A 14,807-nucleotide genomic window follows, 5' to 3' on the forward strand; every position below is an offset into this window, starting at 1 on the left:
CTTACTCCGCAAGACGCTCTGCGACCCGCAGCACCGAGCTGCGGGACCGGGTGTTTTCATTGACCTCGTGGTCGGAAGGCTTGAGTGCCTTGCCGATCGACTTCAGCTTGCGACCACCGGCCAGCTGGGCTTCGGTCAGAGGGATCCCGTGGGGTACTTCCGGACCTTTCTCATGCTTGCGAATAAAATGCTTTACCAGCCGATCTTCCAGAGAGTGGAAGCTGATGACGGAGAGACGACCGTGAGGAGCCAGCACGTCCAGCGCGCCGTTGAGGGCGGTTTCAATTTCGTCCAGCTCGCTGTTGATATAGATGCGGATGGCCTGGAAGCTACGGGTCGCCGCGTGCTTGCCCTTCTCCTTGCTCGGGTTGACCCGGGCAATCATCTCCGCCAGCTGGCGGGTGCGCACATAGGGCTCTGTCACCCGATCGTGCACGATGGCGCGAGCAATCTTCTTGGCGAAGCGCTCCTCACCGAAGGTTTTCAGCACCCAGGCGATGTCGTCCACATCGGCACGGGCCAGCCACTCGGCGGCGCTCTGACCGGAGGTGGGATCCATCCTCATGTCGAGCGGGCCGTCCTTCATGAAGCTGAAGCCACGTTCGGCATCGTCAAGCTGGGGGGAGGAGACACCGAGATCCAGCAGGAAGCCATCGACCTTGCCCAGCAGGCCGCGCTCGGTCAGATAGCGGGTGATGCCGGAGAAGGGACCGTGCACGATCTCGAAACGGGGATCCTGGATCTTGGCCGCCTCGGCAATGGCCTGGGGATCCCGGTCGATGGCGATCAGACGGCCGTTCGGGCCCAGATGCTGGAGAATGAGACGAGAGTGACCCCCCCGGCCAAAGGTACCGTCGACGTAGATACCGTCCGGCTTGATGGCCAGCCCTTCGACGGCTTCGTGCAACAGCACTGTGATGTGTTCAGCGGCTTGGGTCATTTATAAAGAAAAATCCTGTAGTCGTGGTGAACTTGCCCAGTCGTCCTCGGGCAGGCCCAGGATGTCGTCGTTGATCTGTTGTTGCCAGCGGGCTTCATCCCACAGCTCGAATTTGTTGAGCTGGCCCACCAGCATGACTTTCTTGTCCAGCCCGGCATGGCTGCGCAGCGGTTGGCTGAGCAGCAGACGGCCATTGCCATCCAGTTCGCATTCGGCCGCGTGGCCGAGCAGCAGACGCTGCAGGCGGCGTTCCGCCGGGTTGGTGCTGGAAAGGGTCTTCAGCTTGCGCTCCACCTCTTCCCATTCATTCAGGGGATAAAGCAGCAGACAGGGATGGGCGATGTCGATGGTGCAGACCAGCTGACCGTCGCATTCGTCGCGCAGCCAATCACGAAATTTGGTCGGAATCGCCAACCGCCCCTTGCTGTCCAGGCTGATGGCGTGAGCGCCACGCAACAAATTGCAGTCCCCGAAGGTGAGTTATGGGGGCTAGATGCCCAATAAAACCACTTTGATCCACTTTTCTCCACCATGAAGTTTAAGGACGAGCAGGGGGCTTTTCAAGCAAGGATCTCGGGCATGGGGAACATATTGACGCAGCGTGATGGGACTACCGATTAAATGAATTGATTTTCCACAAGTTATTTGTGTTACCCGCAACTCGATTAATTTTCAGCAATTAAAAAACTGACAAATTGCACGAATAAACATCAGCCATGCAGGCCGCGCTTCTCCAGCGCCATCACGATATTCAGAACATGGAAAAATTCCACATAACAGATTGATATAAAATACATTTGTTAAACATAGCTAGCCCAACAGTAAATATCACGAGTCAACCGAGGCAGTACTTTATGGTTAATAAAAAGAGCCTTGCGATAAATCGCAAGGCTCTTCAGGAAAGAGGTCGGAGTCGGCCTGTAAGCCGGGTTCTGTACCGGGTTGCCCCGGGTAGCAATCATTCCTCTAGGCCAGCAATCGCTCGCTGGCTCAAGCAACCTACCCGCCCCCAACGCGGGCCGCGCCAATAGGGGCCTATTTGGTCTTGCTTCGGGTGGAGTTTACCGTGCCACGAACTGTTGCCAGTCGCGCGGTGCGCTCTTACCGCACCCTTTCACCCTTACCTGATCCCTTGCGGGCCATCGGCGGTCTGCTCTCTGTTGCACTGGTCGTAGGCTCGCGCCCCCCAGGCGTTACCTGGCACCCTGCCCTGTGAAGCCCGGACTTTCCTCCCCTCCGCCCGTCTGTCCCGAGGGACACAACGACGAAGCAGCGATTGCCCAGCCAACTCCGAGGCGCGGATTATAGCCTCGCGAGACGGACGGGGTAAACCGTCAATTCCGGTTTACGGCAATTAATAGTGCTCGAGGCCGTATTTGTAGAGGGCGTTCTTCTTCACCCCGTGGATCTCGGCGGTGAGGGCTGCCGCCTTCTTGAGGGGCAGCTCGCTGACCAGCAGGCCCAGGGTGCGGATCGCCTCCGCAGGCAACTCGTCATCCACCTTGCTGGCACCGGCGACCACCAGCACGATCTCCCCGCGGCAACGGTTATCGTCCTCTCCGAGCCAGGCCAGCATCTCGGAGGCGGGCAGACCGTGGATGGACTCGAAGGTCTTGGTCAGCTCGCGGCACACCACCACCTGGCGCTCACCAAGGATGCGAGCAATCGCTTCCACGGTATCCTGCACCCGGCGCGGGGATTCGTAGAACACCAGAGAGCGGGTGTCTTCGATGACGGCTTGCAGGCGATCATCCCGCCCCTTGGCCTTGGCCGGCAGAAAACCCTCGAAGGCGAAGCGGTCGGTGGGCAGCCCGGCGGCGGACAGCGCCGTGATGGCAGCGCAGGGACCGGGCAGCGGCACCACCTTGACCCCGGCTTCGCGACAACGGGTGACCAGGTGATAACCGGGGTCGCTGATGAGCGGCGTCCCCGCATCGGAGACCAGGGCCACGCTCTTGCCCTCCTTGATACGGGCGATCAGCACATCCGCCTTTTGCTGCTCGTTGTGATCATGCAGGGCAAAGGTCGGTACCGAGATCTGGTAGTGGCTGAGCAGGATCCCGGTATGCCGGGTATCCTCGGCGGCCACCAGATCGACGCTGCGCAGCACGTCCAGTGCTCGCTGGGTGATGTCGGCCAGATTGCCGATCGGAGTGGGGACTATATACAGGGTTGGGATGTCACTCATGGGAGCTCCGAGTGTCCCGACAATTGTGTCGCCATATTGGCCCGTTTACACTATGGAGAATTTCAACACTGGTCGGGGAATGAACTTGAACCGGGTTATAAAGCAGCTAAGTGTATCACGACTCTTCGGCATCCTACTCGCGGCAGTCCTGCTCGCCGCCTGTGCGTCGGAGCCCAATCAATCTTCCGGACAACCCGGCATGCCGTCGGCCTTCTCGGATCTGACCAAGAATGCCCAGTGGTATCTGGAGCAGGTGGATCCCGCCAAACCGGCAGAGGCCTTCGTGTGGCAGATGATGGCGGCGCGCAGCTATCTGGCGCTCGGCCAGGCCAAACCGGCTGCCGCCCTGTATCAGCAGTTGCAGAAGCAGGCGAAGAGCCCGGTGCAGCAGGCGCAGTTGCAACTGCTGCAGGCACACCTGCTGCTCGCCCAGGGCAACGCCAACCAGGCGCTGATCCTGCTGGAAGGCAAGCCGGATGTGGTGCTGGATGCCGATACCCAGAAGGACTGGTACCGCCAGCGTGTGGTGCTGCAGCTCGACATCAACAACAAGTTTGGTGCGGCCAAGTCGTTGATCCTGCTGGAACCTTATCTGGCCAAGAATGAGCTGGCCACCAATCACCAGCAGATCTGGTCACTGCTGAAAAGCATGACCCCCTCCACCCTGCAGGCGCTCGAAGAGGAGCCAGCTCCCGATGTGACCACCGGCTGGCTGCGTCTTGCGGCGCTGGTGAACGAATTCGGGGCACAGCCGAGCCAGCTGGCCCGCCAGCTTGCCGGCTGGAAGCAGAGCTTCCCTAACCACCCTGCCCAGAGCGACATGCCGGCCGGCCTTGGGGATCTCGCTATCACGGACAACGGTTCGCTGCAGCAGATCGCCGTCTTCCTGCCGCTCTCCGGCAACCTGGAAGCCCAGGGCGCCGCCATCCGCAACGGCATGTTGATGTCCTACAAGGAAAATCAGAGCCAGTTCACCCTGAACTTCTATGATACCCAGGGCAAGGCGATGGGGGACCTCTACAAGCAGGCCATTCAGGAAGGGGCCAACATGATCATCGGCCCCCTGCTCAAGGATCAGGTGGAGGAGCTGCTCAAGTCGAATCCGACCGTGCCGGTGCTGGCGCTCAACGAGCTGGACAAGCCGATCGTCAACGACAACACCTTCTATTTCTCGCTCTCCGCCGCTGCCGATGCGAGCCAGGCGGCCCAGTACCTCTATGGTCAGGGCTACCGCAAGCCGCTGCTGATCGCGGCACAAGGCCGGATTGGCTACAGCAGTATCAAGGCGTTTGAGCAGGCCTGGGCCGGCGTCAGCCAGGAGAAGCCCGTGGTTGCCACCTTCGGGGCGCGCAACGAAGTGCAGGGCATGGTCAAGAACGCTCTGAGCGGCCGTTCCACCGCACGAGCCGGGGAGATTGTCCAGCTGTCCGATGCCGCGCCGCGCAGCATCGACGCCGTCTATGTGGTGGCCAACAGCCTGGAGACCCGGATGATCAAGCCCTATGTGGACATCTCGGTCAATCCCATGGGCAGCCTGCCCATCTACAGCAGCTCGCGGGGATACGACGGCGGGACGACCGAGGTAGCATCCGAGCTCAACGGCATGCATATCTCCGACATGCCACTGCTGCTGGGTGGCTTCGAGACGCAGCGTGAACAGATAGCCCTGCTCTGGCCCCAGACCCAGGGCGACCTGCTGCGCCTGTTCGCCCTCGGCTACGATGCCGTCAGCCTGGCAGGCAACCTGCCGCAAATGCGCAAGGTCAATGCCATGCAGCAACCCGGCATGAGTGGCCAGCTGAGCGTGGATCCCCAGGGCAACATAGTGCGCATGCTGGACTGGGCCACCTACCAGAATGGCAAGCTGGTCAGCGACAGCGCAGCCCCCCAGCTGGAGGATGCGACTCATGAAGAGGCTACTGACACAACTTCACCAGCAGTGGTTGAACCTGTTGCCGTCGGCAGCGACGAGCAAGGGACAACACTTTGAGCAAATAGCGGAACGCTGGTTGCAGGCCCGCGGCCTGCAACCCGTGACCCGCAACTACCGCTGCCGTGGCGGCGAGATCGATCTCATCATGCGCCAGGGAGAGACCCTGGTGTTCGTTGAAGTGAGATATCGCGCCAACGCCACCCATGGCGGTGCAGCCAGCTCGGTCACCCGGCGCAAACAGCACAAGATCGTGCTGGCCGCGCGCCACTATTTCAAGCAACATGCCATCAATGAGGCCAACCAGGCCTGTCGATTCGATGTGATCGCGTTCGAGGGCGACCAGCCGGACTGGATCCAGAACGCGTTTTAAGAGGACCCCATGACTGATCCCATCAAAGAGAATTACACCGAAAGCATCCAGACCAAGATAGCCGCCGCCGAAGCACTGCCGGATGCCATCCATACGGCAGCCCAGATGCTGACCATCTGCCTGCTCAATGGCCACAAGGTGATGGCATGTGGCAATGGTCCTTCCTCGGCATTGGCACAGCTGTTCATTTCCGAACTGGTGAACTGCTATGAAACTCCTCGCCCCTCCCTGCCCGGTCTCGCCCTGACGCCCGACATGGCGACCATCAGCGCCATCGCCACGGATCACGGTTTCGAAGAGGTCTATGCCAAACAGATACGTGCTCTGGGACAACCAGGCGACATTCTGGTGGTCATCACCACGACAGGCAACAGCCGCAGCCTGATCAAGGCTGCGGAGGCCGCCCTCTCCCGCGACATGACCATCATTGTTCTCGGTGGCGGAGACGGGGGAGAGATCGCCGGTCTGCTGGGCCCCAATGACGTGGAGATCCGCGTTCCTTCCGCTCGCCGTCCCCGTATTCTGGAAGTGAACCTGTTGACCCTGCATTGTCTCTGTGATCTCATCGACCAGACACTTTTCCCGCAACAGGAAGACTGAAACCATGAAAAAGCCTATTCTCGCTCTTGCCCTGCTGACCGGCGTCCTGCTGCTGCAAGGCTGTGCTGCCGTGGTGGTCGGTGGCGCGGCTGGCACCGCCAAGGCGAGCGGCGATCGCCGCACCCTGGGTGCCCAGTGGGACGATCAGACCATAGAGCTGAAAGCCGCCAACCTGTTGGCCGACAACAAGCCCCTGAGCGCCGCCAGCAAGATCAGTGTCTACAGCAACAACGGCCGTGTGCTGCTGGTGGGTCAGACACCCTCTGACGCTTACAAACAGGAAGCGGGCAGAATCGTGAGCCGGATTGAAGGGGTTCGCCATGTCTACAACGAGCTGCGCCTTGGCAAACCAGTCAGTATCGGCGTGCGCAGCAATGACACCTGGATCACCTCCAAGGTGCGGGCCGACATGCTGGGCACCAAGAACTTCGACAGCGCCAAGGTGAAGGTTGTCACCGAGAATGGCGAGGTGTTCCTCATTGGGTTGGTCACCCGCCAGGAAGGGGATCAGGCCGTGGAAATCGCCCGCCACGTCAGCGGCGTTAAGCAGGTGATCAAGGCCTTCGAGTTTGCCCAAAATTGACCATCTGGCAGGATGAAAAAACGCAGCCTTCAGGCTGCGTTTTTTATTTGATGACTTTCAGGGTCGGGCGACCGCTCGGGCGCGGTGGTTCCGGCTCGGGGTCAACCGATGTGGGTGTCTGTGCCTGTTCCAGCCAGAGGTCATACCCAGGCTCCGGCGGGAACAGGGTCCCCACTCCGTTCTCCCTGGCATGGATGGCCAGTACGGCCGCCATGGGGATATAGACCTGCTGCGATACGCCACCGAAACGGGCGCTGAAGCTGACAGCGTCATTATCCATGTGGAACTGGCCCACGGCCCGGGGGGCGATGTTCAGAACAATCTGGCCATCCTGCACGAACTGCATCGGTACCATCACATGGGGAATGTTGGCATTGACCACCAGATGAGGAGTCAGATCGTTATCCAGCAACCAGTCAAAAAACGCCCGCAGCAGATACGGGCGACTGGGTGTCATTGTCGGTTCCATGCTCATACGCCGGCGCGGATCTCGCGCTCGGCTTCGGTCAGGGAAGCCTGGAAGGATTCGCGCTCGAACAGGCGCACCATGTAGGCCTTCAGCTCCTTGGCGCCACGACCGGTGAAGTCGATACCCAGGCTCGGCAGACGCCACAGCAGCGGAGCCATGTAGCAGTCCACCAGACCGAACTCCTCGCTCATGAAGTAGGGCATCTCGCCAAAGATGGGGGCGATGGCCAGCAGGTTGTCACGCAGCTCGGCGCGGGCGGCTTCGGTATCCGTGCCCGCCATGATCTTGTCGGCCAGGGAGTACCAGTCCAGCTCGATGCGGTGCATCATCAGACGGCTGTTGCCGCGCGCCACCGGATAGACAGGCATCAGGGGCGGGTGCGGGAAACGCTCGTCCAGGTACTCCATGATGATGCGCGAGGTGTACAGAGCCAGCTCGCGATCCACCAGGGTCGGCACAGTGTTGTACGGGTTCAGCTCGGCCAACTCGTCCGGCAGGTTGGCAGGATCCACCTGGCAGATATCCACGCTAACACCCTTCTCCGCCAGGACAATGCGCACCTGATGGCTGAACATATCGTTGGCACCGGAAAACAGCGTCATTACCGAACGCTTATTGGCAGCTACAGCCATTGAACCCTCCCGTCATTAAAAAGCAGAAACGGCAATGAAGCATGTCTGTCTTCATTGCCGTGCGTCATATTACTCCGATCTGGTCGCTTAGTGAACGTCGCGCCAGAATTCCTTCTTCAACAGCACAGTGAAGATGAAGAAGATAGCGATGAAACCGAGCACCCAGAAGCCCATGCGTTCGCGCTCCTGCTGCACCGGCTCAGCCGAGTAGACCAAGAAGTTTACCAGATCCAGTACCGTCTGATCATATTCTTCGTTGTTCATTTCACCGTTGCCGTCAGATTTGATGCTGACAACCTGCTGGACATCGACGCCATCGACTTTGTGGGTCGTGAATTCGGCGCGGGGCGTCCCCTGCAGCGGCTCCAGTACGTGAGGCATGCCCACGGACGGGAAGACGGCGTTGTTCACTCCGAACGGTCGGGTCTCGTCCACGTAGAAGGAACGCAGATAGGTATACACCCAGTCAGCGCCCCGCACCCTGGCGACCAGGGTCAGGTCGGGGGGCGGCGCACCGAACCACTTGGCCGCATCCTTCTCGGACATGGCGCTCTTCATCAGGTCGCCAATCTTGGCGCCGGTGAAGATCAGGTTCTCCTTCATCAGCTCTTCCGGAATGCCGATGTCGGCGGCCACCCGGTTGTAACGCTGATACTGGGTGGAGTGGCAACCGGCACAGTAGTTCATGAAGGTGGCGGCGCCCCGTTGCAGGGATGCCTTGTCGCTCAGGTCGTACTCCGCCTTGTCGAGGGGGAAGCCGCTGCCCGCGGCCAACACCAGACCGGGCAGAAGGGCCAGCACTGCAAAAATTATTCTTTTCATTTGAATGTCACCCTCTCCGGCAGCGGCTTGGTGCGCTCATTCTTGCTGTAGAAGAACAACAGGACGAAGAACCCGAAATAGCCCAGAGTACAGATTTGGGCGATCAGGGTCAGCGTCGGGGTCGATGGCAACACCCCCAGCACACCCAGAATGATGAAGCAGACCACGAACTGGGCGATGTTCAGCTTGTGCAGGGTGCTGCGGTAACGCACCGAACGCACCTTGCAGCGATCCAGCCAGGGCAACAGGAACAGCACCACGATGGAGAGGCCCATCATGATGACCCCCAGCAGCTTGTCAGGCACCGCACGCAGGATGGCGTAGAAGGGGGTGAAGTACCAGACCGGGGCGATATGCGCCGGTGTCTTCAGTCCATTGGCCACCTCAAAGTTCGGTTTCTCGAGGAAATAGCCCCACATATCCGGCTTGAAGAAGATGATGGCACAGAAGAAGAACAGGAAACCGGCTACCCCGATCATGTCCTTCACTGTGAAATAGGGGTGGAACGCGACCGCATCCAGTGGCCAGCCGTTCTCGTCCTTGTGCTTCTTGATGTCGATGCCATCGGGGTTGTTGGAGCCCACCTCGTGCAGCGCCAGGATATGCATGGCCACCAGCATCACCAGCACCAGCGGCAGAGCGATGACGTGCAGGGCAAAGAAGCGGTTCAGGGTCGCACCCGAGATGACATAGTCCCCCCGGATCCACAGGGTAAGATCGTCACCGATAACGGGGATGGCACCGAACAGCGAGATGATGACTTGGGCCCCCCAGAACGACATCTGCCCCCAGGGCAGCAGGTAACCCATGAAGGCCTCGGCCATCAGTACCAGGAAGATCAGCATGCCGAAGATCCACAGCAGTTCCCTTGGCTTCTGGTAAGAGCCGTAGATCATGCCGCGGAACATGTGCAGGTAGACCACGATGAAGAAGGCGGATGCCCCGGTTGAGTGCATGTAACGCAGCAGCCAGCCGTAATCCACATCCCGCATGATGTATTCCACGGAAGCGAAGGCACCTTCCGCCGAGGGGTTGTAGTTCATGGTCAGCCAGATGCCGGTGATGATCTGGTTGACCAGCACCAACATGGCAAGCGAGCCGAAGAAGTACCAGAAGTTCAGGTTCTTGGGCGCCGGATACTTGGCCATATGGTCGTTGTACATGGCCGTGAGCGGGAAACGATCATCGATCCAGCCCATGAGTTTGGCAAACATGGTCAGGCCTCCTTGCCGTCGGCACCGACCAGAATGGTGGTGTCGCTAAGAAATTGGTATGGCGGAATGACCAGGTTCAGCGGTGCGGGGACGCCCTGGAACACTCGACCAGCCATGTCGAATTTGGAGCCATGGCAGGGGCAGAAGAAGCCGGAAGTTACCCCTTGAACCTGCTCGCCGAAGCTGTCGGGCAAATAGGAAGGGGAGCATCCCAGATGAGTGCAGATGCCAACGGCCACGAAGATTTCCGGTTTGATGGATCTGTAGCCATTGTGGGCATAGTCCGGTTGCTGTGGCTCGTCTGACGCAGGATCCCGCAGCTTGTCATCGTGTGCAGCCAGAGCATCCAGCGTCTGCTTGGTGCGCTTCACCACCCAGACCGGTTTACCGCGCCACTCGACGCGGATTAGCTGACCCGGCTCCAGCTTGCTGATATCCACTTCAACCGGGGCGCCTGCCGCCTTGGCTTTGGCACTCGGATTCCATGACTTAATAAACGGCACTGCGGTAAAAGCAGCTCCTACACCGCCAACGGCAACCGTTGACCAGGTAAGAAATCTGCGGCGACCGGTATCAACTGGCGCATTGCTCATCCAAAAACTCTCCCATGTGGACTCCGCTCATTCTTATAGTGTCCCTGTTTACTTCTCCTCTCCCTCTGACAACTGCGATGGAAGCGGAGTGGCAATTGACACAGAAAGACCATGGAAATTTTAAAGAAAAGATAACAATTTGACAAGAAAGGGAGTCGATGGGCAAAAACAATAAATACACAATTTTTTGTCTTTTGTGACGTATGCTTAGCATTGTCACATGTAACATTACCAATAAAAAAAGCCTGGCAAATTGCCAGGCTTTTTTGACACTCCTGAGAGTGCGTACCAAAAGCGAATTAACGCTTGGAGTACTGCGGACGCTTACGCGCTTTGTGCAGACCGACTTTCTTACGCTCAACCTTACGGGCATCACGAGTAACAAAGCCAGCTTTACGCAGTTCGGAACGCAGGGTCTCGTCGTACTGCATCAGAGCACGAGTGATACCGTGGCGGATCGCACCAGCTTGACCGGAGATGCCACCACCGTTAACGGTGATGTACAGATCCAGTTTCTCGGTCATCTCGACCAGTTCCAGCGGCTGACGAACTACCATGCGGGCAGTCGGACGGCCGAAGTATTGCTCCAGGGAGCGCTGGTTGATTACGATTTTACCGCTACCCGCTTTAATAAATACGCGAGCAGTGGAGCTTTTGCGACGGCCGGTACCGTAGTATTGATTTTCTGCCATGTTGCCAGTTCCCGTTAGATATCCAGTACTTGAGGTTGCTGAGCAGCATGAGCGTGCTCTGCGCCTGCGTAAACTTTCAGCTTACGGAACATGGCACGGCCCAGCGGCCCCTTCGGCAGCATGCCCTTGACGGCAGCTTCGATTACCATTTCCGGCTTACGCTGAATCAGCTTGTCGAAGCTGATGGACTTGATACCACCCGGGAAACCGGAGTGAGCGTGGTACATTTTGTCGGTAAATTTCTTACCGGTTACGTGTACCTTCTCAGCGTTTACAACGATGATGTAGTCACCGGTGTCAACGTGCGGAGTGTACTCGGCTTTGTGCTTACCACGCAGACGAGCAGCGATCTCGGTTGCGATACGACCCAGAGTTTTACCTTCTGCGTCCACAATGTACCAGTCACGTTTTACGGTTTCTGGCTTGGCAACGAAAGTTTTCATTAAGTTAAACCCAATTACCTGTTACAGACCCAATTGCTTATGGGGGCTCTCCCACAAACAACAAACGATGGCCTACCTGTACCCCTTCGAATACAAGTAAAGCTTAAAGTGTTGCTGTCTTATCGACAGCTGTAACGTGGGCCGGGCGATTATAAGTGAAGTTGCCTTAAATATCACCTGCTAATTTCACTGCCATGAAGCTAGCAAATGTCGCCCGACCCTACCTGCCGCAGATGCCCATCCGACTGGCAGGCGCGGTATTGTGACTAAGGAAGGTGCACTCTGGCAAGGTATTCGTGCGATTGCATTTCCTGAAGCCGTGAAAGGCAACGCTTGAATTCGAAATTCAGCAAGCCTTCGCCATAGAGCCCGGTCATGGGGACCGCCGCCGATATGATGAGCTTGACGTGCCGTTCATAAAACTCATCCACCATGGCGATGAAGCGGCGGGCCGCGTCATCCGTGCCGCTGCCCATGGGTTGCACATTGGCCAGCAGGACAGTGTGGAACTCACGGGCCAGTTCGATGTAGTCGCCCTGGGAGCGTGGAGTACAGCACAGCTGTTCAAACTCCATATAAAGCACCCCTTCCCCCACGCCCAGCGCACTCAGTTGGCGATGGTTGACTTCCAGTGCGGCGGCAGTCACCTGCCCAATCCCGGTCAACTGGCTGAAATAACGATCCAGGTTGCTCCTGGCCTGCTCATCCAGCGGGAAGTGATAGATCTCTGCCTGTTCAAGGGTTCGCAGCCGGTAATCGACACCGCCATCGACATTGATCACCTCGCAGTGACGCTCGATAAGCGCGATGGCAGGCAGGAAGCGAGCACGCTGCAACCCGTTGCGGTAGAGATCCTGAGGGGGGATGTTGGATGTGGCCACCAGCACCACGCCATGGCCAAAGAGTTCCTGGAACAGAGTGCCGAGCAGCATGGCATCCGTGATATCCGAGACGAAAAACTCGTCGAAGCAGATGACGTCGGTCTCGTCGGCCAGCTTGCGGGCGATCAGCTTGAGCGGATCGGACTGACCGGTCAGCCCTTTGAGCTCGCCGTGCACACGGTGCATGAAACGGTGGAAGTGGATGCGCAGTTTGCGCTCCCCCGGCAGGCTCTCAAAAAAAGTATCCATCAGCCAGGTCTTGCCTCTGCCCACACCGCCCCACATATATAACCCCTGGACGGGGTCACGGGTTTTCGGCTTTTGCAGCCAACCCAGCAGGCCACGGGATCTGGTCGGAGTCGGGCTTACGCACAGATCCTGATAGAGTCGCTCCAGGCGGGCGATTGCCATGGCCTGGGCCGGATCGGCCACAAAGCCGGGGCGCTGCAAATCCTGCTGATATTTTTGCTGCGGGGTCATCCTGTAAACCGCCTCCAAGTCCCTGAATGAGGGACAAAATGGTATCACGCTCTCGGGGGCACGGTATAGTGCCAACGAGGCGTTGCGGTCCATCCGACCGCTTCAAATTCATCGTGTTAGCTGTAACAAGGAGCTTCTATGACTCTGTTTAACGGGATCCTGCTGGCGATCGCCGCCCTGATCATCGGCGTGCTGATCGGCCGCTTCTCTGTCCGTAGCCGGGATGCCGGACGCCTGGAACAGGAGCTGAAAAAAGCCCACAAGGAGCTGGAAAGCTACCAGGGGCAGATCACCACCCACTTCGCCGACAGCGCCGCCCTGATGGAGCAACTGGCCGAACAGTACCAGACCCTTTATCGCCACATGGCGGAACAGAGCAAGTTCCTGGCCAAGGTACAGGAACCACTGTTCCGCGAACCCGAAGTGGAAGAAACAGGCGATGCCGCCAACAGCGAAGAGCCGGGCCTTCCTCCTCGCGATTACGCCGGTGCATCCGGCCTGCTCAAGCAGCCGGGCTGATCGTCGGTTGAACTAATTACGCTTTATCGTGGTCAGACCTTGACGATTGCACTGCAACTTTTTCTGGGAGCTGTTTCTCATATGCGTAAATCTCTTTCTGTATTCAGTGTCTTAGCCCTCAGTGTCGGTATCGCCATGTCCTCAGCACCGGCGCAGGCCGCACTGCCCCTGATGGCGAACAACCAGGAGATGCCGAGCCTGGCCCCCGTCCTCGAGCAGGTGACCCCTGCCGTGGTCAACATCTCCGTCTCTGGCAAGAAGATCACCCGCCAGCGCCTGCCGGAACAATTCCGCTTCTTCTTCGGCCCCAACATGCCTGACGAGCAGGTGAGCGAGCAGCCCTTCCAGGCGCTTGGTTCCGGCGTCATCATCGATGCCAAGAAAGGCTACGTGATCACCAATGCCCACGTGGTCCACGAGGCGGACGAGATCAAGGTCAACCTGAAGGATGGCCGTGAGTATGCAGCCAAGAAAATAGGGGAAGACAAACAGTCGGATATCGCCCTGCTGCAAATCAAGGCCGAGGATCTGGTGCAGATCAAGTTCGCCGACTCCGACGAGCTGAGAGTCGGTGACTACGCGCTGGCCATCGGCAACCCGTTCGGCCTGGGCCAGACCGTCACCTCCGGCATTGTCAGCGCCCTGGGTCGCAGCGGCCTCAACATCGAAAATCTGGAGAACTTCATCCAGACCGATGCGGCCATCAACTCCGGCAACTCGGGCGGCGCCCTGCTCAACCTGCGCGGGGAGCTGATCGGCATCAACACCGCCATCCTGGGCCCCAACGGCGGCAACATCGGCATCGGCTTTGCCATCCCGTCCAACATGGTGCGCGATCTCTCCGAGCAGATCGTGAAATACGGCGAAGTGCGCCGTGGCCAGCTGGGGATTACCGGCACCGAGCTCACCAGCGAAATCGCCAAGACCTTCGGCTACAACAAGAAGGACGGTGCCTTCGTCAACCAGGTCATGCCTGACTCCGCCGCCGCCAAGGCAGGCATCAAGGCAGGCGACATCATCATCAGCATCGATGGCAAGCCCATCCGCTCCTTCGGCGAGCTGCGTGCCAAGATCGCCACCATGGGGGCCGACAAGCAGGTCTCGCTCGGCCTCATCCGTGACGGCAAGGAGCAGACCGTCAAGGTCACCCTGAAGAAGGCGGATGACAGCGAGATCCTGGCCAGCGCCCTGCATCCGGCACTGGAAGGAGCCAAGCTGAGCACCACCACGGACCCCGTGACCGGCGTGGCCGTCTCCGACATCGATCCCCGCTCACCGGCAGCCGCCTCCGGCCTGCAAAAGGGCGACATCATCATCGGGGTCAACCGCCAGCGCATCAACTCCATGGGTGAACTGACCAAGGTGTTGAAAAACAAGCCGGAAGTCCTGGCGCTGAACATTCAGCGCGGCGACTCCTCGCTCTATTTGGTGATCCGTTAAGCCCCTCA

The 14,807-nt window shown here is 58.8% G+C and carries 17 protein-coding genes and 1 other RNA gene; 6 read left to right on the forward strand and 12 right to left on the reverse strand.

From position 1 onward, the window contains the following. Nucleotide 1: 1 nt before the first annotated feature. From rsmH to rsmI, 4 genes are all read right to left on the reverse strand, one after another. Nucleotides 2–940, reverse strand: coding sequence for a 16S rRNA (cytosine(1402)-N(4))-methyltransferase RsmH (rsmH, locus tag C2U47_RS07505; RefSeq protein ID WP_042015088.1), 939 nt, complete (start codon nt 938–940; stop codon nt 2–4). Further along, nucleotides 941–1,399, reverse strand: a complete 459-nt coding sequence (gene mraZ, locus C2U47_RS07510; RefSeq protein ID WP_039040489.1) for a division/cell wall cluster transcriptional repressor MraZ — start codon at nt 1,397–1,399, stop codon at nt 941–943. Nucleotides 1,400–1,845: 446 nt separating this feature from the next. After that, nucleotides 1,846–2,232: RNase P RNA component class A (rnpB, locus tag C2U47_RS07515), an RNA gene on the reverse strand. A 62-nt stretch (nt 2,233–2,294) separates the two neighbouring features. Beyond that, nucleotides 2,295–3,128 carry a 16S rRNA (cytidine(1402)-2'-O)-methyltransferase gene (rsmI, locus tag C2U47_RS07520; RefSeq protein ID WP_052814457.1) on the reverse strand — a complete coding sequence of 278 codons (834 nt, stop codon included), beginning with the start codon at nt 3,126–3,128 and terminating at the stop codon, nt 2,295–2,297. A 199-nt stretch (nt 3,129–3,327) separates the two neighbouring features. Between rsmI and C2U47_RS07525 the strand changes: the two genes are divergently transcribed. Genes C2U47_RS07525 through dolP form a run of 4 tightly spaced genes read left to right on the forward strand, consistent with a single transcriptional unit; the run spans nt 3,328 to nt 6,614 of the window. Further along, on the forward strand, nt 3,328–5,118 hold the full coding sequence (locus C2U47_RS07525; protein WP_049637188.1) for a penicillin-binding protein activator: 1,791 nt from the start codon (nt 3,328–3,330) through the stop codon (nt 5,116–5,118). Then, nucleotides 5,036–5,431 carry a YraN family protein gene (locus C2U47_RS07530; RefSeq protein ID WP_080770042.1) on the forward strand — a complete coding sequence of 132 codons (396 nt, stop codon included), beginning with the start codon at nt 5,036–5,038 and terminating at the stop codon, nt 5,429–5,431. Before C2U47_RS07525 ends, C2U47_RS07530 begins: the two co-directional genes overlap by 83 nt. Nucleotides 5,432–5,440: 9 nt before the next feature. Continuing rightward, nucleotides 5,441–6,031, forward strand: a complete 591-nt coding sequence (locus C2U47_RS07535; protein ID WP_010675848.1) for a D-sedoheptulose-7-phosphate isomerase — start codon at nt 5,441–5,443, stop codon at nt 6,029–6,031. A gap of 4 nt (nt 6,032–6,035) precedes the next feature. Further along, nucleotides 6,036–6,614, forward strand: coding sequence for a division/outer membrane stress-associated lipid-binding lipoprotein (dolP, locus tag C2U47_RS07540; RefSeq protein WP_010675849.1), 579 nt, complete (start codon nt 6,036–6,038; stop codon nt 6,612–6,614). A gap of 43 nt (nt 6,615–6,657) precedes the next feature. Here dolP and C2U47_RS07545 read toward each other — a convergent pair whose 3' ends face one another. From C2U47_RS07545 to zapE, 8 genes are all read right to left on the reverse strand, one after another. Continuing rightward, nucleotides 6,658–7,089: a ClpXP protease specificity-enhancing factor gene (locus C2U47_RS07545; protein ID WP_029314842.1), complete on the reverse strand. Its 432-nt coding sequence runs from the start codon at nt 7,087–7,089 to the stop codon at nt 6,658–6,660. Further along, nucleotides 7,086–7,715 carry a stringent starvation protein SspA gene (gene sspA, locus C2U47_RS07550; RefSeq protein WP_039040485.1) on the reverse strand — a complete coding sequence of 210 codons (630 nt, stop codon included), beginning with the start codon at nt 7,713–7,715 and terminating at the stop codon, nt 7,086–7,088. The genes C2U47_RS07545 and sspA overlap by 4 nt, the downstream gene beginning before the upstream one ends. Before the next feature lie 87 nt (nt 7,716–7,802). Further along, complete coding sequence (locus tag C2U47_RS07555) at nt 7,803–8,537, reverse strand: cytochrome c1 (RefSeq protein ID WP_042078451.1); 735 nt, start codon at nt 8,535–8,537, stop codon at nt 7,803–7,805. Further along, a complete protein-coding gene (locus C2U47_RS07560; protein ID WP_103261560.1) occupies nt 8,534–9,751 on the reverse strand; it encodes a cytochrome b in 1,218 nt (405 codons plus the stop codon). The genes C2U47_RS07555 and C2U47_RS07560 overlap by 4 nt, the downstream gene beginning before the upstream one ends. A 2-nt stretch (nt 9,752–9,753) precedes the next feature. Next, nucleotides 9,754–10,344, reverse strand: a complete 591-nt coding sequence (petA, locus tag C2U47_RS07565; RefSeq protein ID WP_010675854.1) for a ubiquinol-cytochrome c reductase iron-sulfur subunit — start codon at nt 10,342–10,344, stop codon at nt 9,754–9,756. A gap of 299 nt (nt 10,345–10,643) precedes the next feature. Further along, the gene (gene rpsI, locus C2U47_RS07570; protein WP_005336286.1) at nt 10,644–11,036 is read right to left on the reverse strand and encodes a 30S ribosomal protein S9; all 393 of its coding nucleotides are present in this window, start codon (nt 11,034–11,036) and stop codon (nt 10,644–10,646) included. A gap of 14 nt (nt 11,037–11,050) precedes the next feature. Next, the gene (gene rplM, locus C2U47_RS07575; protein ID WP_005336289.1) at nt 11,051–11,479 is read right to left on the reverse strand and encodes a 50S ribosomal protein L13; all 429 of its coding nucleotides are present in this window, start codon (nt 11,477–11,479) and stop codon (nt 11,051–11,053) included. Between the two features lie 266 nt (nt 11,480–11,745). Further along, nucleotides 11,746–12,840, reverse strand: coding sequence for a cell division protein ZapE (zapE, locus tag C2U47_RS07580; RefSeq protein WP_042864835.1), 1,095 nt, complete (start codon nt 12,838–12,840; stop codon nt 11,746–11,748). Between the two features lie 138 nt (nt 12,841–12,978). On the opposite strand from zapE, the gene C2U47_RS07585 reads away from it, so the two are divergent. Together C2U47_RS07585 and C2U47_RS07590 are read left to right on the forward strand one after the other, a co-directional pair. After that, the gene (locus C2U47_RS07585; RefSeq protein ID WP_010675856.1) at nt 12,979–13,359 is read left to right on the forward strand and encodes a YhcB family protein; all 381 of its coding nucleotides are present in this window, start codon (nt 12,979–12,981) and stop codon (nt 13,357–13,359) included. Nucleotides 13,360–13,440: 81 nt separating this feature from the next. Continuing rightward, nucleotides 13,441–14,799: a Do family serine endopeptidase gene (locus C2U47_RS07590; RefSeq protein WP_042015057.1), complete on the forward strand. Its 1,359-nt coding sequence runs from the start codon at nt 13,441–13,443 to the stop codon at nt 14,797–14,799. The last annotated feature ends 8 nt before the right edge of the window (nt 14,800–14,807 follow it).

This window comes from Aeromonas sp. ASNIH7, from assembly GCF_002903485.1.
GTDB classification, from domain to species: Bacteria; Pseudomonadota; Gammaproteobacteria; order Enterobacterales; family Aeromonadaceae; genus Aeromonas; species Aeromonas caviae.